Consider the following 20,054-nt stretch of genomic DNA (forward strand, 5'->3'; position numbering starts at 1 on the left):
CTGAACTGCCGAGCCGTCGCCCGCAGTTCGCGCATGCTTTTAAGTGAAAAACGTCCCATGGCAACCGAACGATACAATCCGCGCGCGTCAGAGCCCAAATGGCAGAAGGCCTGGGACGCCAAGAAGCTGTTCGAAGCGCATAATGACGATCCGCGCCCGAAATACTACGTGCTCGAGATGTTCCCTTATCCGTCGGGGCGCATCCATATCGGCCACACCCGCAACTATACGATGGGCGACGTGGTGGCGCGCTACAAGCGGGCCAAGGGCTTCAACGTGCTGCACCCGATGGGCTGGGACGCCTTCGGCATGCCGGCCGAAAACGCGGCGATGCAGAACAAGGTCCACCCCAAGGAATGGACCTACCAGAACATCGCCACCATGCGCGAGCAGCTCAAGGTCATGGGGCTGTCGCTGGACTGGGCGCGCGAATTCGCCACCTGTGACGTCGATTACTACCACCGCCAGCAGATGCTGTTCCTCGACTTTGTCGAGAAGGGGCTGGTGACGCGCAAATCCTCCAAGGTCAACTGGGATCCGGAGGACATAACGGTGCTTGCCAACGAGCAGGTCATCGACGGGCGCGGCTGGCGCTCGGGCGCACTGGTCGAACAGCGCGAACTGACGCAGTGGTTCTTCAAGATCACCGACTTCGCCCAGGATCTGCTGGATTCGCTCGATGGCCTCGACGAATGGCCGGAAAAAGTGAAGCTGATGCAGCAGAACTGGATCGGCCGCTCGGAAGGCCTGCTGATCCGCTGGCCTCTGGCCGACGCCTCTGATGGCGAGCATGAGCTGGAAGTCTATACGACAAGGCCCGACACCATCTTCGGCGCTTCCTTCATGGCAGTCGCCGCCGATCATCCGTTGGCCAAGAAGGCCGCTGCGCACAATCCGGCGCTGGCGAAGTTCATCGAGGATATCGGCCATATGGGCACCTCGGTGGCGGCGCTGGAGACAGCTGAGAAGAAGGGTTTTGACACCGGCATCCGCGTCGTCCATCCGTTTGACGACAACTGGACGCTGCCTGTCTATGTCGCCAATTTCGTGCTGATGGAATACGGCACCGGCGCCATTTTCGGCTGCCCATCCGGCGACCAGCGCGACCTCGACTTCGCCAACAAATACGGCCTACCGGTGATTCCGGTGGTGATGCCGGAAGGCGAGAATCCGGCGACGTTCCAGATCATCGATGAAGCCTATGTCGATGACGGCGTGATGATCAATTCGCGCTTTCTCGACGGCATGAAGCCGGATCAGGCTTTCGACGAGGTCGCCAAACTGCTGGAGCAGAAGACGATCGGCAACCGGCCGATGGCCGAGCGCAAGGTGAATTTCCGCCTGCGCGACTGGGGCATTTCGCGCCAGCGCTACTGGGGCTGCCCTATCCCGATGATCCATTGCGAGGCTTGCGGCGTGGTGCCGGTGCCGAAGGCCGACCTGCCAGTCAAGCTGCCCGACGATGTCGATTTTGACCGGCCAGGCAATCCGCTCGACCGGCATCCGACATGGCGCCATGTGAAATGTCCGCAATGCGGCAGGGATGCGCGGCGCGAAACCGACACGATGGATACGTTCGTCGATTCGTCGTGGTATTTTGCCCGCTTCACCGCGCCGTGGGCGCATGAACCGACCGATCCCAAGGCGGCCAACGAATGGCTGCCGGTCGACCAATATATTGGCGGAATCGAGCACGCGATCCTGCATCTGCTCTACTCGCGCTTCTTCACCCGCGCCATGCGCGAGGCCGGCCATGTCGATCTGGCCGAGCCGTTCAAGGGCCTGTTCACGCAAGGCATGGTGGTGCACGAAACCTATCGAGTCGGCTCGGCATCGAACGGCCGCTGGCTGGCGCCCACCGAGGTTCGGCTGGAGGATGTCGACGGCAAGCGCAGCGCCATCGACATCGCCACCGGCGAGGCCGTCACCATCGGTCCCCTGGAAAAGATGTCGAAATCGAAGAAGAACACGGTGAGCCCGGAAGACATCACAGATGGCTACGGCGCCGATACGGCGCGCTGGTTCATGCTGTCGGATTCGCCGCCCGAGCGCGATGTCGAATGGACCGACGATGGCGCCGCCGGCGCGCATCGCTTCATCCAGCGTATCTGGCGCCTGGTGTCGACAGCGGCTGAGACGCTGGCGGGCGTCGAGCCCGCGGCGGCTGGCAGCGGTGAGGCCGCGGTGATTTCCAAGGCCGCGCACAAGATCCTGAAGGCGGTCGGCGAAGATATCGAGAAGCTCGCTTTCAACCGCGCCATCGCCCGCATCTACGAACTGGCCAACGCGCTGACCACGCCGCTCAACGAGGTGGCCGAAGGCAAGGCCGATGCAGCGCTGAAAGGCGCCTGCCGGCAGGCTGTGGAGATCCTCGTGCATCTGATCGCGCCGGTCATGCCGCATCTGGCCGAGGAGTGCTGGGCAACGCTCGGCGGCACCGATCTCGTCGCCGAACGGCCCTGGCCGATCTTCGATCCGGCGCTGGTCGTCGACAACGAAGTCACCTATCCGGTGCAGGTCAACGGCAAGAAGCGGGGGGATTTGACAATTGCCCGCGACGCGGACCAAGGTGCGGTCGAAAAAGCGGTATTGGCTCTCGACTTCGTGCAGAAAGCACTCGAAGGGAAGGCTCCGCGCAAGGTGATCATCGTGCCGCAGAGGATCGTCAATGTCGTTGCCTGATCGGGAAAAGACAGAGTTGAGCCATTTGCTGCGCCGCATAGCGCTTGCTGGCCTGATAGGTTCGCTAGCGCTTGTCTCGGCCTGCACGGTGCGGCCGCTCTATTCGAGCGCGCCACTGTCGGGTTCGCAGGCCAGTGCCAGTGCCGAACTGGCGTTGATCGGCATCAAGCCGGTCAATACGCGTTACGGCCAACAGGTGCGCAACAATCTCATTTTCGGGTTTGGACGAGGCGCCGGCGAGCCGGCATCGCCGGCCTATTCGCTCAATCTCGGCGTGACCGAAGCGGTCGAGTCCGCGGCACTTGTGCAGGTCGGAACCGACGAAGACGAACCGACCGCCGGTTCCGTGACGCTGACCGGCAGCTATACGCTGGCCGATGCGAAGACCGGCGTGGTGATCGCATCCGGCAAGCGTTCGATCACCTCGTCCTTCGACAGGCCGCGTCAGGAATTCGCCGCATACCGGGCGCAGATCGACGCCGAGAATCGCGCTGCGCGAGAGTTGGCGGAAGCATTGCAGCTGTCCATTGCCCAGGACCTTGTCCGGCACGGCAAGACGGGCTAGCGCACCGCTTCACGGAACGGTCTGGCGCCCCAGGCATGATGGGATGATCGTGGGATCATGACCAGATTCCCGGGCAGAGATTGTCCGAAGATACACATCGACCTGCTACGGCGCAGCGAGCAGATCGCGCCACCGGGGTGGGTGCGGCGAGACAACGACGCTCGCAGACTGTCACGAAGATTTTGGCGCTCAGGATCGTCGGCGACCCATCCGGGAAGCAACTGTTAACCACTCGCTCCCTATTGCTCGGCAGACATTTCAGAGTGAGTCTTGAGAATGGAAGCCAAGCGTTTTTCCCGGATCAATTTGTCGACGGCAGCATCGCCCGATGATCCCGAGGGGAAGCGTTTCGACGGCAGCAGCGCGGGCGGTCAGCGAATTTCTTCAGCCGCGACGGGCGCTCTTGATCGTCCGGCGCACAAGGAACTGCATGGCCGGCAGCCCGGCACACACCAGGCGAGCTATTCCGCCCCGGTTGTCGATCTCGGCGGCAACAGGCGGCCCTATTTGGAGCCCAGGGGTAGCGCAGAGGCGGGCAACGCGCCCTCGAAAGGCGGCGATATCGAAAGCCCTGCCTGGCAAGAATACTTCTTCCTCGCCCCCAATGTGCGTTTTACCCGCACACCAGATTATGAGAGCAAGAAGAATCGTCCGCAGAACGAGCGTGTTGTCGAGCAAGGCGGAGCAGACGCGCTCCCAACGCAGCAAGCAGTCGCGCAACCCATGGTCGATGAGGCGTCCTCCGCGCCCTCGCTCCTGGCATTGCCGGCATCGGTGAAAAGCCCTGCTTCCCAGTCGCTAGCCGGCCGCGCCACGCAAGGGCCATTGCCGCCGGCTGCTGCTTTTGTCCCCCCGGAGCGCGCCAGGGAGAAGGTGCCAGTCGTTGCGCCGGTGCCGCCGAGGACGGTCGCAACGGGACGGGCATCCGCGCGTGCGTCCGTTGCTCCGGGCGCCAAAACGACCACTTCCGAAAGGCTGCGCTGGCCACATCTTTCGGATCATGCCTTTTTCGAGGCTATGGCACCCTATCTGGTCGACGTTTCGTCCCCGGCCCGGCAGATCGGTCCAGCGTCGCCGGCACCGCTCGTCGTGGCGCCAGTCACCGCTATGCCGATCGACATCCGCCCGACGGCAGGGATCGATGCCACCGCATTGTTTCGCGTCATCGACTGCCTTCCGGGCCAGGCCTTGAAGCCGTTGCCGGATGTTTGGCCGGCCAATTCGAACCAGGCCGTCGCCCAACCTGAAGTGCCGGCGAGCAACGCGCCGTCGCCGGTCCAGCCTGTCGCAATTCCAGCCGCCAAAAGCGACGCCGTTTCCGCGTCGGCGGCGCCAAGTGTGAACGTTCCTGCCAAGGCCCTCGCCGCCCGCTCTGCACGCTTGCCTGCGGCTGGAAAGGTCGTGCTGTCAACCGCGGGCGATCCCTATGAGCTTCCCTCGGAAGAGCTGTTGCAGCAGCCACCGGAGGGACAAGGCTTCTACATGTCGCAGGAGCGGCTGGAGCAGAACGCCGATCTGTTGGAAAGCGTGCTCGAAGATTTCGGTGTGCGCGGCGAGATCATTCATGTTCGCCCAGGCCCGGTCGTCACGCTTTATGAGTTCGAGCCGGCGCCGGGCGTCAAATCCTCTCGCGTCATCGGGCTTGCCGACGATATCGCCCGCTCCATGTCTGCGATTTCGGCGCGCGTTGCCGTCGTGCCCGGCCGCAACGTCATCGGCATCGAGCTGCCGAACGAGACGCGCGAAACCGTCTATTTCCGTGAGCTGATCGAATCGGAGGGTTTTCGCAAGACCAGTTGCAAGCTGGCGCTTTGCTTGGGCAAGACGATCGGGGGTGAGCCGGTCATCGCCGAGCTGGCGAAGATGCCGCATCTGCTCGTGGCCGGAACCACTGGCTCCGGCAAGTCGGTCGCCATCAACACCATGATCCTGTCGTTGCTCTATCGGCTGAAGCCGGAAGAATGCCGGCTGATCATGGTCGATCCCAAAATGCTCGAACTCTCCGTCTATGACGGCATCCCGCATCTTCTGACGCCCGTCGTCACGGACCCCAAGAAAGCCGTCACCGCGCTCAAATGGGCGGTACGCGAAATGGAGGACCGGTATCGCAAGATGGCGCGGCTCGGTGTGCGCAACATCGACGGCTACAACGAGCGCGCCGCCCAAGCCCGCGACAAGGGCGAGACGGTTGTCATGACCGTGCAGACCGGCTTCGAAAAGGGCACCGGCGAGCCGCTTTTCGAGCAGCAGGAAATCGACCTTGCGCCGATGCCCTACATCGTCGTCATCGTCGACGAGATGGCCGACCTGATGATGGTCGCCGGCAAGGAGATCGAAGGCGCGATCCAGCGGCTGGCGCAGATGGCGCGGGCTGCCGGCATTCACCTGATCATGGCAACGCAGCGCCCCTCGGTCGATGTCATCACGGGCACGATCAAGGCCAACTTCCCGACCCGGATTTCCTTCCAGGTGACATCCAAGATCGACAGCCGCACCATCCTGGGCGAGCAGGGCGCTGAACAGCTGCTCGGCCAGGGCGACATGCTGCACATGATGGGTGGCGGGCGCATTTCGCGTGTGCACGGGCCGTTTGTTTCCGACGCCGAGGTCGAGCATGTGGTCGCGCATCTCAAGGCGCAGGGCCGCCCTGAATATCTGGAAACCGTGACGGCCGACGAAGACGAGGACGAAATCGAAGACGACCAGGGCGCGGTCTTCGACAAGGGATCCGTCGCAGCCGAAGACAGCGATGCCATCTACGACGAGGCGGTCAAGGTGGTGGTGCGCGACAAGAAGTGCTCGACTTCCTACATCCAGCGCCGCCTCGGCATCGGCTACAACCGCGCAGCGTCCCTGGTCGAGCGTATGGAAAAGGAAGGCTTGGTCGGCACACCCAACCATGTCGGCAAACGCGAAATCATCATGGGCCGGCGCCTGCCGGCGAGCGCGCCTGAGGATGACGGCGCGGATTGAGCGGCAGTCTGCTTGGAGCGCACATGAAAAAGGCCGGTTGCCCGGCCTTTTTCATCACAAGCGAATTGGCTTCAGCCGATCGCCATTCTCAGCCGATCTTCTGGCCGGTCTTGGCCCAGTCGGCGAGGAACTGTTCCAGGCCCTTGTCGGTCAGCGGGTGCTTGACCAGTGCCTTCAGCGTCGCTGGCGGCGCGGTCACAACATCGGCGCCGATGAGCGCCGCCTGCTTGACGTGGTTCACGGTCCGCACCGAAGCGACCAGAATCTCGGTCTGGAAATCGTAATTGTCGTAGATCTGCCTGATCTCCTGGATCAGCTCCATGCCGTCGATACCGATGTCGTCGATGCGACCGACGAAGGGCGAGATGAACGAGGCGCCGGCCTTGGCCGCCAGAAGCGCCTGGTTGGCCGAAAAGCACAGCGTGACGTTGACCAGGCGGTTCATCTCGGTGCGGATCGTCTTGCAGGCCTTGAGGCCGTCCAGCGTCAGCGGCACCTTGATGCAGACATTGTCGGCGATCTTGGCCAGAGCCTTGGCCTGCTGCATCATCTCGGAATATTCGGTGGCGGTGACTTCAGCTGAAACCGGACCCTTGACGATGTCGCAAATCTCTTTGGTGACGTCGGCGATCTTGCCGCCGGATTTGAGGATCAGCGACGGATTGGTGGTTACGCCGTCGAGCAGCCCCAGATCGTTCAGCTCACGGATATCCTTGACGTCGGCGGTGTCGACAAAAAATTTCATGGCGGGTCTCCTGAAGATTTTCATGTGCATGTCATGCACATTCGGGGTCGGCCTTTGATCTAGACCAAAGTCAGGGCAAGGTCACGCCTCATGATCGAAGATTCGCCCTTTGTCGCAGCCGCACCGGTGCTGGTGCCGATGCCCGCCGAACGCCCCTACACCTATGCCGTGCCGGCCAGCATGCGCGTGGTGCCGGGCTCGATCGTGCGCGTGCCGCTCGGGCCGCGCCAGGTCGCCGGCATCGTCTGGGATGGCGCGGTCGAGAAGGTCGACGCGAAAAAGCTGCGCCCCATCGAACAGGTCTTCGACTGCCCGCCCATCGACCGCGCTATGCGCCGTTTCGTCGACTGGGTGGCGCAGTACACGCTGTCGCCGCCGGGCATGGTGGCGCGCATGCTGCTCAGGGCGCCGGAGGCTTTCGACCCCGAACCGTGGATCGAGGGTTTGCAGCGCACGCTTCTCGCACCCGACCGGATGACGGGCGCCAGGCAGCGCGTGCTGGAGACGGCCGAAGGCGGCCTTGCCTGGACGCGCTCCGGCCTCGCTCACGCCGCCGGCGTGTCGTCGACGGTGATCGACGGCCTGAGGGCGCAAGGCGTGTTCGAGACGGTGATGATCCCGCCGCGCCCGGTGGTGGCCGCGCCCGATCCCGGCTACGCCATTCCGGAACTGATGCCGGACCAGAGCGCCGCGGCGCAGATGCTGCGCGCCAATGTCGCAGCCGGCGTGTTCAACGTCGCGCTGCTCGACGGCGTCACCGGATCAGGTAAGACCGAGGTCTATTTCGAGGCGGTGGCGGCGGCGCTCGACCAGGGCAGGCAGGTGCTGATCCTGTTGCCGGAAATCGCGCTGACGCATGCCTTTCTCGAGCGCTTCCACCAGCGCTTCGGCGCCAAGCCGGGCGAATGGCATTCCGACCTGCCGCCGCGGATGCGCGAGCGGGTTTGGCGGCAAGTGGCGGAAGGCGGCGTGCGGGTCGTCGCCGGCGCGCGCTCGGCGCTGTTCCTGCCATTCAAGGAGCTCGGCCTTATCGTCGTCGATGAGGAGCACGACCCTGCCTACAAGCAGGAGGACCGCGTCTTCTACAATGCGCGCGATATGGCGGTGGTGCGCGGCCATATCGGCAGCTTCCCCGTGGTGCTGGCGTCAGCGACGCCGTCGGTCGAAAGCCGGGTCAATGCCAGCCAAGGTAAATATAACAGAGCGGTGCTTTCCGCTCGCTTCGCCGAAGCGGCGCTTCCGCATCTGAAGGCGGTCGACATGCGGCGCGCGCCGCCGGCGCGCGGCGGTTTCCTGTCGCCGGTGCTGCTCGACCAGATGCGCCAGACGCTGGAGAGGAAGGAGCAGTCGCTGCTGTTCCTCAACCGGCGCGGCTATGCGCCTCTGACGCTGTGCCGGGTTTGTGGTCATCGCTTCGGCTGCCCGATCTGCTCGGCCTGGCTGGTCGAGCACCGGTTTCGCGGCCAGCTGGTCTGCCATCATTGCGGGCACAATGAGCGCCGCCCCGAAGCCTGCCCGGAATGCGGCACGCTCGATCATCTGGTCGCCTGCGGGCCAGGTGTCGAGCGCATCGCCGAAGAGGTCGTCACGCATTTTCCCGACGCGCGCACCATCGTCTTGTCGTCCGACCTGATGGGCGGTGTGCGGCGGCTGCGGCTGGAGCTGGAGGCGATCGCCGATGGCGAGGCCGACATCGTCATCGGCACGCAGCTTGTCGCCAAGGGTCACAATTTCCCGAACATGACGTTGGTCGGCGTCGTCGACGCCGATCTCGGACTTGCCAATGGCGATCCGCGTGCCGCCGAGCGCACCTTCCAGTTGCTCAGCCAGGTCACCGGCCGAGCTGGCCGCACGGGCAAGAAGAGCCTTGGGCTGCTGCAGACTTTTCAGCCCGACCACCCGGTGATGCGGGCGATCGTCTCCGGCGACGCCGAGGCTTTTTATGAGCGCGAGATTGCCGAGCGCGAACGGGCGGCGTTGCCGCCCTTCGGCCGGCTCGCCGGCGTCATCGTCAGTGCGGTGACACGGGCGGAAGCCGAAGGCCATGCACGCGGCCTGCGCCGCGCCGCGCCGGAGGCCAGCGATCTGTTCGTGCTGGGGCCTGCGGAGGCGCCGCTGTCCTTGCTCGGCGGCCGCCACCGCTTCCGCCTGCTTATCCAGGGCGAACGGCGTGCGGACATGCAAACTTTCATCCGCGCCATGCTGGCCAACGGGCCGAAACAGCGCGGTTCGGTCCGGGTGCAGGTCGACATCGACCCGCAGAGCTTTTTGTAAGGTTACGCTTTCAGCGATAGGTTGCCTGGAATCCAGCGAGATATGGAAAATGACATGAAAACCCTTGGCCTTCTGGGCGGCATGAGCTGGGAATCGACCGCCATCTACTACCGCCTGCTCAACGAGATCGTGCGCGAGCGGCTGGGCGGGCTGCATTCGGCGAAACTGCTGCTGTGGTCGTTCGACTTTGCTGAGATCGCAGAGCGGCAGCATCACGGCGACTGGGACGGTGCCGGCATGCTTCTCGTCGAAGCGGCGCGCAAACTTGAGGCCGGCGGCGCGGAAGGTCTGCTTCTGTGCACCAACACCATGCACAAACTGGCCGATCGGGTGCAGGCGTCGGTGTCGATCCCGCTGATCCACATAGCCGATGCCACCGCGGTTGCGGTCAAGCGCGCCGGCATGCAGCGTCCGGCGCTGCTGGCGACGCGCTTCACCATGGAGCAGGATTTCTACAAGGGCCGACTCGCCGACAAATTTGGCTTAAACCCTGTCGTACCCGATGATGCCGGGCGCGACATGGTCCATCGCGTCATCTACGACGAGTTGTGCCAGGGCATCGTCAAGGAGACTTCAAAGGCGGCCTACATCGCCGAGACCGAGCGCCTGCGCCGCGAAGAGGCGGCCGACAGCGTCATCATGGGCTGCACCGAGATCACCATGCTCATCGGCCAGCAGGATTTCGACATCCCGGTCTTCGACACAACGCGCATTCATGCCGAGGCGGCTGTGGAATTCGCGCTCGGTTGATGCGCGTTGCCTAAAGTACCTGGACCCATCTGGCGCGGGGGCTTTCCTCCGTTAGAATGCCTAGAATTTCAAACAGGCATTTCGAGGGGACAAGATGGATTTTGCGCTTCCATGGCCGACGAGCCAGGGCGAATGGCTGGCCTGGTCGAGCGCCGTCGTCACCGTGCTGCTCGGTCTTTTGTTTTTTCTGGCACCTAACCTCGCCTTCCGTGCCCTGCGCTTGCAGGTCAAGCCAGAGAAGGCCGCGGCGATCGCCGAGGGGCGCGGCAGGATGTCGGGCTTCTATCTCGGTGTCGGCCTGTGCTGTATCCTGCTGGCGCAGCCGCTGATCTACATGGCGCTCGGCTTTTCCTGGTTGTTCACCGCCTTCGGCCGGCTGCTGTCGATGATGTCGGATGGCGCCAACACGCCTTTCAATTGGGTTTCCATTGTGGTGGAATTGGTGCTGGCGGCGTTACCGCTCGCCTTTGCCTTCGGCTTTCTGCCTTGAATCGTTGGGTATTCCGCGATGGAAGACGGGTGACTTTCACCGGATGCGACAATAGTGCCTGAAAACCATGCGGAACGACGCATTGCGGTCTTAAAATGCCTGTGCTAGACGGCAATCGACTTTCGGCCGGGGATAGCGGAAGCCGCGCCTCCGTGCTCGAAAAAATGCAGTAAGGTCAAAGATTTAGCCAGAGTTTTTGCTCGCGCCAACAATCTACGGCCTGTCAGACAAGAGAAAAGACGGTCCGTGGCTCAATCGTCATCGCCAATCTCAGGTGTCGCAGAACGCTATGCGGGTTCGCTGTTCGAACTCGCCCTGCAGGCAAATTCCGTGGCCAAGGTCGAAGCCGACCTCGACAGTTTCGAAGCGATGCTCGCGGGCAGCGCTGATCTCACCCGGCTGATCAACAGCCCGGTGTTCTCCAGTGAGGACCAGGCCAAGGCCATCGCGGCAATCGCCGACAAGGCCGGGATTGCCGGCCTCACGGGCAATTTCCTGCGCGTCGTCGCCCGCAACCGCCGACTGTTCGCCATTCCCGGCATGATCAGGGCGTTCCGCCAGATATCAGCCGAACATCGTGGCGAGACCGCTGCTGAAGTGACGTCGGCTCACGAGCTGACGGCTGCCCAGCAGACCGAACTCAAGGCGGCGCTGAAGAGCGTTGCCGGTAAGGACGTGGCCATCTCCGTCACCGTCGATCCGTCGCTGCTCGGCGGGCTGGTGGTCAAGATGGGCTCGCGCCAGATCGATACGTCGCTCAAAACCAAACTCAATTCGCTCAAGCTTGCACTGAAAGAGGTCGGCTGATGGACATCCGCGCCGCGGAAATTTCCGCAATTCTGAAAGACCAGATCAAGAATTTCGGCAAGGAGGCCGAGGTCTCCGAAGTCGGACAGGTGCTATCCGTCGGTGACGGTATCGCCCGTGTCTATGGCCTCGACAATGTCCAGGCCGGCGAGATGGTCGAATTCCCCGGCGGCATCCGCGGCATGGCGCTCAACCTCGAAGCCGACAATGTCGGCGTCGTCATCTTCGGCGCCGACCGCGACATCAAGGAAGGCGACCTCGTCAAGCGCACCGGCGCCATCGTCGACGTCCCCGTCGGCCCCGGCCTGCTCGGCCGCGTTGTCGATGCGCTCGGCAATCCGATCGACGGCAAGGGTCCGATCAAGGCGATCGAACGCAAGCGCGTCGACGTCAAGGCGCCCGGCATCATCCCGCGCAAGTCGGTCAACGAGCCGATGTCGACCGGCCTCAAGGCCATCGATGCGCTGATCCCGGTCGGCCGCGGCCAGCGCGAGCTGGTCATCGGCGATCGTCAGACCGGCAAGACCGCCATCATCCTCGACACGATGCTCAACCAGAAGTCGGTGCACGATAACGGCCCCGAGAAGGAAAAGCTCTACTGCGTCTACGTCGCCGTCGGCCAGAAGCGCTCGACCGTCGCGCAGTTCGTCAAGGTGCTGGAAGAGCGCGGCGCGCTCGAATACTCGATCATCGTTGCCGCCACCGCTTCCGACCCGGCGCCGATGCAGTTCCTGGCGCCGTTCGCCGGCGCCACCATGGGCGAATATTTCCGCGACAACGGCATGCACGCGCTGATCAGCTATGACGATCTGTCGAAGCAGGCCGTCGCCTATCGCCAGATGTCGCTGCTGCTGCGCCGCCCGCCGGGCCGCGAAGCCTATCCGGGCGACGTCTTCTATCTCCACTCGCGTCTGCTCGAGCGCGCCGCCAAGCTCAACGACGACCTGGGCGGCGGTTCGCTGACTGCTTTGCCGATCATCGAGACGCAGGCCAACGACGTGTCGGCCTACATCCCGACCAACGTGATCTCGATCACCGATGGCCAGATCTTCCTCGAAACCAACCTGTTCTTCCAGGGCATTCGTCCTGCGGTGAACGTCGGCCTGTCGGTCAGCCGCGTCGGTTCGGCCGCGCAGATCAAGGCGATGAAGCAGGTTGCCGGCTCGATCAAGGGCGAGCTCGCGCAGTACCGCGAAATGGCGGCCTTCGCGCAGTTCGGCTCGGATCTCGACGCCGCCACGCAGCGCCTGCTCAACCGCGGATCGCGCCTGACCGAACTCCTGAAACAGCCGCAGTTCTCGCCGCTGAAGACGGAAGAGCAGGTCGCGGTGATCTTTGCCGGCGTCAACGGCTATCTCGACAAGCTGCCGGTCAACCAGGTCGGCAAGTTCGAGCATGGCCTGCTCAGCCACATGCGTTCGGCCGGCAAGGACGTTCTCGACGCCATCCGCAAGGAAAAGGCGCTGTCGGACGATCTGCGCGCCAAGCTGAAGGCCGAGATCGACGCTTTCGCCAAGACCTTCGCCTGAGCGAATTGCAAGACGGGATCAGGTTTGAAGCATGCCTTCATTAAAAGACCTTCGTAACCGTATCGCCTCGGTCAAGGCGACGCAGAAGATCACCAAGGCGATGCAGATGGTCGCCGCGGCGAAGCTGCGCCGTGCGCAAGAGGCCGCGGAAGCGGCGCGCCCCTATTCGGAGCGCATGGGTTCCGTTCTGGCCAACATCACCCAGGCGATCGGCGGCGGTGGCGATGCTCCGGCGCTGATGACCGGCACCGGCAAGGACGACGTGCACCTGCTCGTCGTCTGCACCGCCGAGCGCGGCCTGTGCGGCGGCTTCAATTCGCAGATCGCCCGCCTTGCCCGCGACCATATCCGCAAGCTTTTGGCGGACGGCAAGCAGGTCAAGATCATCTGCGTCGGCAAGAAGGGTTTCGACATCCTGCGCCGCGACTACGCATCGATGATCATCGACCGCGTCGACCTGCGCGAGGTCAAGACACTCGGCTTCGTCAATGCCGATGCGATCGCCAAGAAGGTCATCCACCTCTTCAATGAGGGCGGCTTCGACATCTGCACGCTGTTCTATTCGCAGTTCAAGTCGGTGATCAGCCAGATCCCGACTGCGCAGCAGATCATTCCGGCCGGCGTTGCTTCGGCTCCGGCCGAGGCGATCGATGGCGGTAACGCCGTCTACGAGTATGAGCCGGAGCCGGGCGAAATCCTCTCCGACCTCATTCCGCGCAACATCTCCGTGCAGGTTTTCCGGGCGCTGCTCGAAAACGTGGCCGGCGAAATGGGCGCCAAGATGAGCGCCATGGACAATGCGACGCGCAACGCCGGCGACATGATCAACAAGCTGTCGATCACCTACAACCGTCAGCGGCAGGCGCAGATCACCAAGGAACTGATCGAAATCATTTCGGGCGCCGAGGCGCTCTAGGCGCGGTTCGCGGGTCATCGACCCGCGACCGGACCGCGTGAGAAACAAAGGACGAAAAAGGGTAAAGACGATGGCGAAAGCAGCGACCCCCAAGACGGCGGCCCCCAAGGCAGCAGCCGCGAAGACCGCAGCCCCCGCGAAGGCGGCAAAGGCTCCAGCAGCAGCCGCGAAGGTGGCGCCGGCCAAGGCGGCAGCACCGGCGAAGGCCGCGGCTGCCAAGACATCGGCAGTGGCCAGCAAGGCAACCGGCGTTGTCGGCAAGGTTCGCCAGGTCATCGGCGCTGTTGTCGACGTGCAGTTCGGCGACCACCTGCCGGCGATCCTGAACGCGCTCGAGACCATCAATGTCGGCAACCGACTGGTGCTCGAAGTCGCCCAGCATCTGGGTGAAAACACCGTGCGCTGCATCGCCATGGACTCGACCGAAGGTCTGGTTCGCGGTCAGGAAGTGCGCGACACCGGCGCGCCGATCACCGTGCCGGTCGGCCCGGGCATGCTCGGCCGCATCATCAACGTCATCGGCGAGCCGGTCGACGAAGAAGGCCCGGTCGACGCAACCGAAATGCGCTCCATCCACCAGCCGGCTCCGACCTATGTCGAGCAGTCGACGGAAGCACAGATCCTGATCACCGGCATAAAGGTGCTGGACCTGCTGGCTCCCTACGCCAAGGGCGGCAAGATCGGCCTGTTCGGCGGCGCCGGCGTCGGCAAGACCGTGCTGATCCAGGAACTGATCAACAACATCGCCAAGGCGCATGGCGGCTATTCGGTGTTCGCCGGCGTCGGCGAGCGCACCCGCGAAGGCAACGATCTCTATCACGAGTTCATCGAATCCGGCGTCAACAAGAAGGGCGGCGGCGAAGGCTCCAAGGCCGCACTCGTCTATGGCCAGATGAACGAGCCGCCGGGCGCCCGCGCCCGCGTCGGCCTGACCGGCCTGACGGTCGCGGAATATTTCCGTGACCAGGGCCAGGACGTGCTGTTCTTCGTCGACAACATCTTCCGCTTCACGCAGGCGGGTTCGGAAGTGTCGGCTCTGCTCGGCCGTATCCCGTCGGCCGTGGGCTATCAGCCGACGCTCGCCACCGACATGGGCGCGCTGCAGGAACGCATCACCACCACCACCAAGGGTTCGATCACGTCCGTGCAGGCCATCTATGTGCCAGCCGACGACCTGACCGATCCGGCGCCGGCAACCTCGTTCGCCCACCTTGACGCGACGACGACGCTGAACCGCGCCATCGCCGAAAAGGGCATCTATCCGGCCGTCGATCCGCTGGATTCGACCTCGCGCATGCTCGACCCGCTGGTCGTCGGCGACGAGCACTATGGCGTCGCGCGCCAGGTGCAGTCGATCCTCCAGCGCTACAAGTCGCTGCAGGACATCATCGCCATCCTGGGCATGGACGAGCTGTCGGAAGAGGACAAGCAGACCGTGGCCCGCGCCCGCAAGATCGAGCGCTTCCTGTCGCAGCCGTTCTTCGTCGCCGAAGTGTTCACCGGCGCGCCGGGCAAGCTGGTCGACCTCGCCGACACCATCAAGGGCTTCAAGGGCCTCTGCAACGGCGACTATGATCACCTTCCGGAAGCTGCCTTCTACATGGTCGGCGGCATCGAGGAAGCGGTCGAGAAGGCACAGCGCCTCGCGGCTGAAGCGGCGTAATCAAGCGAAATAGCGAATAGGGAGTAGCGAATAGGGAATAGGGCCGGCGAATTCTTCTTCTGACTATTCGCCATTCGCTATTCGCTATTCGCTAATTTGATCATGGCTGAAGCTTTCAAGTTCGAACTGGTCTCGCCGGAGCGCCTGCTTGTTTCCGAGCAGGTTGAATCCGTCGTCATTCCGGGCGCCGAAGGCGAGATGACCGTGATGGCGCATCACGCTCCGGTCATGACCACGATCAAGCCGGGTGTCGTCACGGTGAAGACCGCGTCGGGCGGCGAAGAGCGCTATGTGGTGTTCGGCGGCTTCGCCGACATCGTTCCGGCCGGCTGCACGCTGCTGGCGGAATCGGCTGTGGCGGTCAAGGATGTCGACCGCGCCGATCTCGCGCGCCGCATCCAGGAAGCCAGGGAAGACGCTGCGGACGCCAAGGACGATCAGGCGCGCAGCAAGGCGGAGCAGTTCCTTAGCCAGCTCACTACGCTGGAAGGCGCCATCCTGCCGGCCTGAGGTCTGCTTCAAATGACGTGATGAAAAAGCGGGGCCTAGCCTCGCTTTTTTTGTCTATATACCCAAAGCAGCGAAGGCCAGTGTCGGGCCATCGCGCCGCAAGTGGACGAGATGGACGGCCACAAGTTCAATCAACGTCTGGCGTTCGGCGTGGTCCCTGGCGAAACCGGCGAGGTTGAACACTGCCGTCACGGTTTCGTTGGCCGGTAGCTGTTGGTTCAAAAGTGCCGTCAACGCAGCATCGAGTGGATCGGTGAAATGCCCCTCCGGCAAGGTTTTTCCTCGCGCGGCGCAGGCAGCGATCCAGGCAGCCACCACCAGGGTTAGATGGACCAGCTCGGTACCGGCTTCGAGGCATTCGATGGCGGAGGCGACGATGCGCTGCGGCAGTTTCTGGCTGCCGTCATTGGCGATCTGCGCCGTGCGATGGGCTAATGCTGTGTTGGAAAAACGCTCCGCGAGTTCCGCAGTGTAAGCGCTCGTGTCCAATCCGGCATCCTCGGGCAGGGTGGGGATGGCTTCGGCCCACAAGGCATCGACGAATTGCCGGATCGCCGGGTCGGCGAAGGCGCGGTCGACCGTGGCATGACCGCTGAGCAGGCCAAGATAGGCGATGGCCGAATGCGAGCCGTTGAGCAGCCTGAGCTTCATGTCCTCGAACGGGCCGACATCGCGAACCATGGTGACGCCGAATTGTTCCCAGGCGGGCCGGCCAGTCGGGAACTTGTCCTCGACCACCCATTGGCAGAACGGCTCGGTCATGACGGGCCAGGCATCCTCGACGCCGAGTTCTTCTGCGACCCGTGCTCGATCGGCATCGGTGGTTGCCGGCACGATGCGGTCGACCATGCTGGAGGGAAACGCGACCTGATGGGCGATGTGGCTGGCGAGCCCGGCACTGCCAAGTTGGGCGAGCCTGGCGTCGCGCAATTCGGCGAATTCGGTCAGCAGCCGGTGCAGCGTGGCGCCGTTGGCCGGCAAATTATCGCAACACAGCACAGTGAAGGGCGCTGTGCCGGCGGCGCGTCGCCGGGCAAGCGCCTCGGTCAGAAAACCATGCGCTGTCTTCGGCATCTGCGGATTGGCCAGATCATGGACGATATCGGGATGGGCGGTGTCCAGTCCGCCGCCCGCCGCCCTCAGATAGGCCTTTTCGGTGATCGTCAGCGTGACGATGCGGGTGCGCGGATCGGTCAGCGTGGCCAGCACCGCCCCGGGGTCTTCCGGCGCCACCAGCATCGCACCGATCGAACCGATGACCTGAAGCTTTTCGGTTCCACTGCTTCTGATCGCCAGCGTGTAGAGCCCGTCCTGCGGCGTGAGAGCGTCGCGCGTGTCGGTGCTGCGCAGCGAAACGCCTGTTATGCCCCAATCCGCCTCGCCTGCCGCCAGGCAATCGTCGACATAGGCTGCCTGATGGGCGCGGTGGAAAGCGCCGACACCAAGGTGAACGATGCCCGGAACGACGCGGCTGCGATCATACGAAGGCGTCGCGATCGAAGCCGGCAGTGCGCGCGCCGTCTTCGTGGAAAGGCGTTCGGTCGTCGTGGTGCGACTGATCTGGTCGGATGACATGAGTGGCCTCGGCAGGGATCGGCAAAGCGGCGTAACATTCGATTTCCCACCACACAATGGGTCGAAAAGTCATCATACAACAATCTAATTTTTGTATGTTGACATTATTTCTTGCCGCCCCTACCGATAGCCGCCCTGGGAGGATGATCGTGGCACTGACCAATGCGGATCTGCTGTTTCCCGCCGAGGCGCATTCGCGCTCGGTTGCCCGCGACCTCTACGCCGGGATCAAGGACCTGCCCCTGGTCAGCCCGCATGGTCACACCGATCCGCGCTGGTATGCGCTGAACGAGCCTTTCCCGGATCCGGCGCAACTGCTCATCGTCCCGGACCACTACATTTTCCGCATGCTGTTCAGCCAAGGCGTCCGCCTCGAGGATCTCGGCGTTGCGACGCTGGACGGCGCGCCTGTCGAAACCGACGGCCGGACGATCTGGCGGCGCTTTGCCGAGCACTATTATCTATTTCGGGGCACACCGACCCGGCTGTGGTTCGACCACGTTCTTGCCGATCTGTTCGGCATCGACGAACCGCTGACCGCCGCGACCGCCGACCGCCATTACGACACCATCGCAACGCTGCTGCAGTGGGAGAATTTCCGCCCGCGCGCCCTGTTCGAGCGCTTCAACATCGAGGTCATCGCGACCACGGAAGGCGCGCTCGACGATCTCCGATGGCACAAGATGATCCGCGACAGCGGCTGGCAGGGCCGCGTTGTCACCGCCTACCGGCCGGATGCGGTCGTCGATCCTGATTTCGAAGGGTTTTCAACCAATCTCGGCCAGCTCGGCGAGATCACCGGCTGCGACACCGGCAGCTGGGCAGGCTATCTCGACGCGCATCGCCAGCGGCGTGCCTTCTTCAAAAGCCTTGGCGCGACCTCGTCCGACCATGGCCATCCGACGGCCGAGACCGCCAATCTTTCGGATGCGGCGGCGCAAGAGCTGTTCAATCGGGTTCGCCGTGGTTCCGACGACGAGCGCGAGCGAAAACTGTTCCGCGCCCAGATGCTGACCGAGATGGCCAAGATGAGCCTTGACGATGGGTTGGTGCTGCAGATCCATCCCGGCTCCTGGCGCAATCATTCGCCCGCGATTTTCCAGAAATTCGGCCGCGACAAGGGTTTCGATATCCCGACCCGGACCGATTATGTGACGGCGCTGAAGCCCCTGCTCGACTGCGTCGGATTGGAACGCGACCTGACCATCATCCTCTTCACGCTCGACGAGACCAGTTATGCGCGCGAACTGGCGCCGCTCGCCGGCGTTTACCCGGCGCTGAAGCTCGGGCCGGCCTGGTGGTTCCACGACAGCCCGGAAGGCATGCGGCGTTTCCGCGAGATGACCACCGAGACGGCCGGCTTCTACAACACCGTCGGCTTCAACGACGACACCCGCGCCTTTCCATCGATACCGGCGCGTCACGATGTGGCGCGCCGGGTCGACTGCGCCTTCCTCGCGCGTCTCGTGGCCGAGCATCGGCTGCGCGAGGACGAGGCGCATGAGTTGGCGCGGGAGCTTGCCTACACGCTTGCGAAGAAGGCGTACCGGCTCTGAGCCGGGCGCCCTGATTTTAAAAGGGAGGAAGTCATGTTGCATCTTTCGAAATTGACGGCGGCCACGTTCGCCTTCGGCTCACTGCTGGTCGGCATTGCCAATGCCGACACCGTGCTGAGGTCGTCGGATACCCATCCCGACGGCTATCCGACCGTCGAGGCGGTCAAATACATGGGCGACCTAATCAAGCAGCGCACCAATGGCCGCTATTCGGTCGAGGTCTATCATTCGGCGCAACTTGGAGAGGAAAAGGACACGATCGAGCAGACCCAGGCCGGAGTCATCGACCTCAACCGCGTCTCGATGGGACCGTTCAACGGCGTCGTGCCGGAAACGGCAGTGCCGTCCCTGCCATACATATTCCGATCGGTCGACCATATGCGTCATGTGATGGATGGGCCGATCGGTGACGAGATCCTGAAGGCTTTCGAGGCGCATGACCTTGTCGGCCTCGCCTTCTACGATTCCGGCGCCCGCTCCTTCTACAATACCAAGAAAGACATCACCTCGATGGCCGACATGAAGGGCATGAAGTTCCGTGTCATCCAGTCCGATGTGTTCGTCGACATGGTCAATGCGCTGGGCGCCAACGCCACGCCGATGGCCTATGGCGAAGTCTATTCGGCTTTGCAGACAGGCGTCATCGACGGTGCCGAGAACAACTGGCCGAGCTTCGAATCCGCCAAGCATTTCGAGGTCGCCAAGCACTATACGCTCGACCAGCACCAGATCGTGCCGGAGGTTCTGGTGATGTCGAAGGCGAGCTGGGACAAGCTTACACCGGAAGACCAGGCGATCGTGCGGCAGGCGGCCAAGGACAGCGTCGTCAAGATGCGTGAGCTGTGGGACGCGCAGGAGAAGAAGTCCCGCGAAATCGTCGAGAAGGCCGGAGTCAAGGTCAGCGAAATCGACAAACAGCCGCTGATCGATGCGATGAAGCCGGTCTACGACAAGTATCTGTCGACGCCCGAGTTGAAAGACCTCGCGTCGCGTATCCAGGCAACCAAGTAGTCCGTTGG

Annotated in this window: 15 protein-coding genes; 13 read left to right on the forward strand and 2 right to left on the reverse strand. The window is 63.3% G+C overall.

Going from position 1 to position 20,054, the window contains the following annotated elements:
* Positions 1-57 precede the first annotated feature (57 nt).
* The 3 genes from leuS to LB558_RS30050 all read left to right on the forward strand — a co-directional run bounded on the left by leuS (position 58) and on the right by LB558_RS30050 (position 6,220).
* On the forward strand, positions 58-2,682 hold the full coding sequence (gene leuS / locus LB558_RS30040) for a leucine--tRNA ligase (protein WP_224700811.1): 2,625 nt from the start codon (positions 58-60) through the stop codon (positions 2,680-2,682).
* The gene (lptE, locus tag LB558_RS30045) at positions 2,669-3,247 is read left to right on the forward strand and encodes an LPS assembly lipoprotein LptE (RefSeq protein WP_023811749.1); all 579 of its coding nucleotides are present in this window, start codon (positions 2,669-2,671) and stop codon (positions 3,245-3,247) included. Before leuS ends, lptE begins: the two co-directional genes overlap by 14 nt.
* 276 nt (positions 3,248-3,523) lie before the next feature.
* Positions 3,524-6,220 (forward strand): DNA translocase FtsK, encoded by a 2,697-nt coding sequence (locus tag LB558_RS30050; RefSeq protein WP_224700812.1) that lies wholly within the window; start codon positions 3,524-3,526, stop codon positions 6,218-6,220.
* 88 nt (positions 6,221-6,308) lie between these two features.
* Here LB558_RS30050 and fsa read toward each other — a convergent pair whose 3' ends face one another.
* Positions 6,309-6,965 carry a fructose-6-phosphate aldolase gene (gene fsa, locus LB558_RS30055; protein ID WP_224700813.1) on the reverse strand — a complete coding sequence of 219 codons (657 nt, stop codon included), beginning with the start codon at positions 6,963-6,965 and terminating at the stop codon, positions 6,309-6,311.
* A gap of 90 nt (positions 6,966-7,055) precedes the next feature.
* Between fsa and LB558_RS30060 the strand changes: the two genes are divergently transcribed.
* From LB558_RS30060 to LB558_RS30095, 8 genes are all read left to right on the forward strand, one after another.
* Positions 7,056-9,239: a primosomal protein N' gene (locus LB558_RS30060; RefSeq protein ID WP_224700814.1), complete on the forward strand. Its 2,184-nt coding sequence runs from the start codon at positions 7,056-7,058 to the stop codon at positions 9,237-9,239.
* A gap of 54 nt (positions 9,240-9,293) precedes the next feature.
* A complete protein-coding gene (locus LB558_RS30065; RefSeq protein WP_224700815.1) occupies positions 9,294-9,989 on the forward strand; it encodes an aspartate/glutamate racemase family protein in 696 nt (231 codons plus the stop codon).
* Positions 9,990-10,083: 94 nt separating this feature from the next.
* Positions 10,084-10,479, forward strand: a complete 396-nt coding sequence (locus LB558_RS30070; RefSeq protein ID WP_127294213.1) for a DUF4345 family protein — start codon at positions 10,084-10,086, stop codon at positions 10,477-10,479.
* A gap of 246 nt (positions 10,480-10,725) precedes the next feature.
* Entirely contained in the window at positions 10,726-11,286 is a 561-nt protein-coding gene (locus tag LB558_RS30075; protein WP_224700816.1) for a F0F1 ATP synthase subunit delta, read from the forward strand.
* Positions 11,286-12,815, forward strand: coding sequence for a F0F1 ATP synthase subunit alpha (gene atpA, locus LB558_RS30080; RefSeq protein ID WP_224700817.1), 1,530 nt, complete (start codon positions 11,286-11,288; stop codon positions 12,813-12,815). Before LB558_RS30075 ends, atpA begins: the two co-directional genes overlap by 1 nt.
* Before the next feature lie 31 nt (positions 12,816-12,846).
* Positions 12,847-13,731 (forward strand): F0F1 ATP synthase subunit gamma, encoded by an 885-nt coding sequence (locus tag LB558_RS30085; RefSeq protein ID WP_127261419.1) that lies wholly within the window; start codon positions 12,847-12,849, stop codon positions 13,729-13,731.
* Between the two features lie 70 nt (positions 13,732-13,801).
* Positions 13,802-15,394, forward strand: coding sequence for a F0F1 ATP synthase subunit beta (gene atpD / locus LB558_RS30090; RefSeq protein ID WP_224700818.1), 1,593 nt, complete (start codon positions 13,802-13,804; stop codon positions 15,392-15,394).
* A gap of 102 nt (positions 15,395-15,496) precedes the next feature.
* Positions 15,497-15,904 (forward strand): F0F1 ATP synthase subunit epsilon, encoded by a 408-nt coding sequence (locus LB558_RS30095; RefSeq protein WP_183447452.1) that lies wholly within the window; start codon positions 15,497-15,499, stop codon positions 15,902-15,904.
* A 54-nt stretch (positions 15,905-15,958) separates the two neighbouring features.
* Here the strand turns inward: LB558_RS30095 and LB558_RS30100 are convergent, their stop codons facing one another.
* A complete protein-coding gene (locus LB558_RS30100) occupies positions 15,959-17,479 on the reverse strand; it encodes a mannitol dehydrogenase family protein (protein WP_224700819.1) in 1,521 nt (506 codons plus the stop codon).
* Between the two features lie 143 nt (positions 17,480-17,622).
* Between LB558_RS30100 and uxaC the strand changes: the two genes are divergently transcribed.
* Positions 17,623-19,035 (forward strand): glucuronate isomerase, encoded by a 1,413-nt coding sequence (gene uxaC, locus LB558_RS30105; RefSeq protein WP_263495452.1) that lies wholly within the window; start codon positions 17,623-17,625, stop codon positions 19,033-19,035.
* A 33-nt stretch (positions 19,036-19,068) separates the two neighbouring features.
* Positions 19,069-20,046: a TRAP transporter substrate-binding protein gene (locus LB558_RS30110; RefSeq protein WP_224700820.1), complete on the forward strand. Its 978-nt coding sequence runs from the start codon at positions 19,069-19,071 to the stop codon at positions 20,044-20,046.
* Positions 20,047-20,054 lie beyond the last annotated feature (8 nt).

The sequence above is a fragment of the Mesorhizobium sp. CO1-1-8 genome (genome assembly GCF_020164875.1).
Lineage (GTDB): Bacteria > Pseudomonadota > Alphaproteobacteria > Rhizobiales > Rhizobiaceae > Mesorhizobium.

Bases quoted from the DNA above. Each gene is read 5' to 3' on its own strand.
- leuS (WP_224700811.1), top strand. From the start codon at position 58: ATGGCAACCGAACGATACAATCCGCGCGCGTCAGAGCCCAAATGGCAG.
- lptE (WP_023811749.1), top strand. From the start codon at position 2,669: ATGTCGTTGCCTGATCGGGAAAAGACAGAGTTGAGCCATTTGCTGCGC.
- LB558_RS30050 (WP_224700812.1), top strand. From the start codon at position 3,524: ATGGAAGCCAAGCGTTTTTCCCGGATCAATTTGTCGACGGCAGCATCG.
- fsa (WP_224700813.1), bottom strand. From the start codon at position 6,965: ATGAAATTTTTTGTCGACACCGCCGACGTCAAGGATATCCGTGAGCTG.
- LB558_RS30060 (WP_224700814.1), top strand. From the start codon at position 7,056: ATGATCGAAGATTCGCCCTTTGTCGCAGCCGCACCGGTGCTGGTGCCG.
- LB558_RS30065 (WP_224700815.1), top strand. From the start codon at position 9,294: ATGAAAACCCTTGGCCTTCTGGGCGGCATGAGCTGGGAATCGACCGCC.
- LB558_RS30070 (WP_127294213.1), top strand. From the start codon at position 10,084: ATGGATTTTGCGCTTCCATGGCCGACGAGCCAGGGCGAATGGCTGGCC.
- atpA (WP_224700817.1), top strand. From the start codon at position 11,286: ATGGACATCCGCGCCGCGGAAATTTCCGCAATTCTGAAAGACCAGATC.
- LB558_RS30085 (WP_127261419.1), top strand. From the start codon at position 12,847: ATGCCTTCATTAAAAGACCTTCGTAACCGTATCGCCTCGGTCAAGGCG.
- atpD (WP_224700818.1), top strand. From the start codon at position 13,802: ATGGCGAAAGCAGCGACCCCCAAGACGGCGGCCCCCAAGGCAGCAGCC.
- LB558_RS30095 (WP_183447452.1), top strand. From the start codon at position 15,497: ATGGCTGAAGCTTTCAAGTTCGAACTGGTCTCGCCGGAGCGCCTGCTT.
- LB558_RS30100 (WP_224700819.1), bottom strand. From the start codon at position 17,479: ATGTCATCCGACCAGATCAGTCGCACCACGACGACCGAACGCCTTTCC.
- uxaC (WP_263495452.1), top strand. From the start codon at position 17,623: ATGATCGTGGCACTGACCAATGCGGATCTGCTGTTTCCCGCCGAGGCG.
- LB558_RS30110 (WP_224700820.1), top strand. From the start codon at position 19,069: ATGTTGCATCTTTCGAAATTGACGGCGGCCACGTTCGCCTTCGGCTCA.